At 40.8% G+C, this 1,286-nt stretch carries 1 protein-coding gene; it reads right to left on the reverse strand.

The features are described 5' to 3' along the window. Positions 1–14: 14 nt before the first annotated feature. Complete coding sequence (locus AC1DXC_RS27265) at positions 15–1,049, reverse strand: IS110 family transposase (RefSeq protein ID WP_477462335.1); 1,035 nt, start codon at positions 1,047–1,049, stop codon at positions 15–17. Between the last annotated feature and the right edge of the window lie 237 nt (positions 1,050–1,286).

The following is a 1,286-nucleotide window of genomic DNA, read 5'->3' on the forward strand; positions in this document are numbered from 1 at the left end:
CGTCATGTTGATTACTATGACATATGCAAATGTTTTTGCCATGATAGTTTATTTTTCATGAAGATTTCTTGATTAAACAGTGTGTCCGAATGAATGAGTTTGAATACAAGCTTTAGCAAAACGTTTTTTATCCGATTCAATATGGATAGGTGTTCGATATTATTCTTGATCATTCCTTGATAGTAACTATAGAATAGTTGCCCGGGCCTGGTGCAAACACTGACTATGCCTTGATTGAGGTCTACTTTTAAAGGGATATAAGCTTTCTTAGAAACACGGTCCTTGAATTTGACGGAAGTTCCTGACTTCTTAGGGTACGGCGCTGTTCCTATAAAAGCAGCAAGTGCCCTCCAATTATCGAACCTTTCAAAGCAATCGGTTACAAAAAGGAAATGCCACGCCGTTACCGGGCCTATGCATGGGATAGATAAAAGGACCTGGTACATTCTTTTGATTCTCGTATCGGCCGAGATAGCTTTAATAATAGCTTTTTCAAGCGTTTTGACATACGCAGACAATATGGTTATCAGCTGCTCCTCAATTTGCATCACCAGTGCATTAGCAGTGGCTTTCTGTTGCCTGTCTTCATTTCGGCAGGTGTAAGCTGTCCGGGTTTCAATGAGGGTTTTCCTTAATGTAAAGAGTTCTTTTAGCTCCCTTACGGTTTGTGATGGCGCATAAAAAGATACGGCTTTGTCCTGATTTCTCGCTACATAAGAAAATATCTTATGCGCATCGGCTTTATCCGTTTTAAACCTGTTGATTTCTATGCTATAATAGCTAAGCAGCAAGGGGTGTACCGCCCAAAGAAATATACCCTCACCCTTGAGCACACAGGCCAGTTTATCCATGTAGGAGCCTGTGTTTTCACAGCAGACCAGAATCTTACTGCGGTCTGACTCTAGCGACAGCAACAAAGCTAACAGATGGCTGATGCCTTTGGCATCATTGCTTAATTTCACATAACGGTTTGAGGATTGCGAACCGTAAACCACGTCGATATCAGCCTTGCTGATGTCGATACCGCAAAAAAGTTTAAATTTGTCCATAACATGCTAGTGTTTAGGATGTGGAGTTAACCCGGCTAATTCCATGCTACGAACGTGGGGTTAAATTACTATAGAGCCTTGGGTTAATAAAAGAAGATAGCCAGGGCATTAGATCAACATAGAGCCTCGAAGGCTAGAACTCGTGACTATTTCCTACCGGCTATCTTCTCCACATTTTAACATGCCAAAATTATCAACAACAATCTGTTAATTAATTTCTTTGCAAGTCTAATGGAA

It is taken from the genome of Mucilaginibacter sp. P2_D11, assembly GCF_056404435.1.

Bases quoted from the DNA above. Each gene is read 5' to 3' on its own strand.
- AC1DXC_RS27265 (WP_477462335.1), bottom strand. From the start codon at position 1,049: ATGGACAAATTTAAACTTTTTTGCGGTATCGACATCAGCAAGGCTGAT.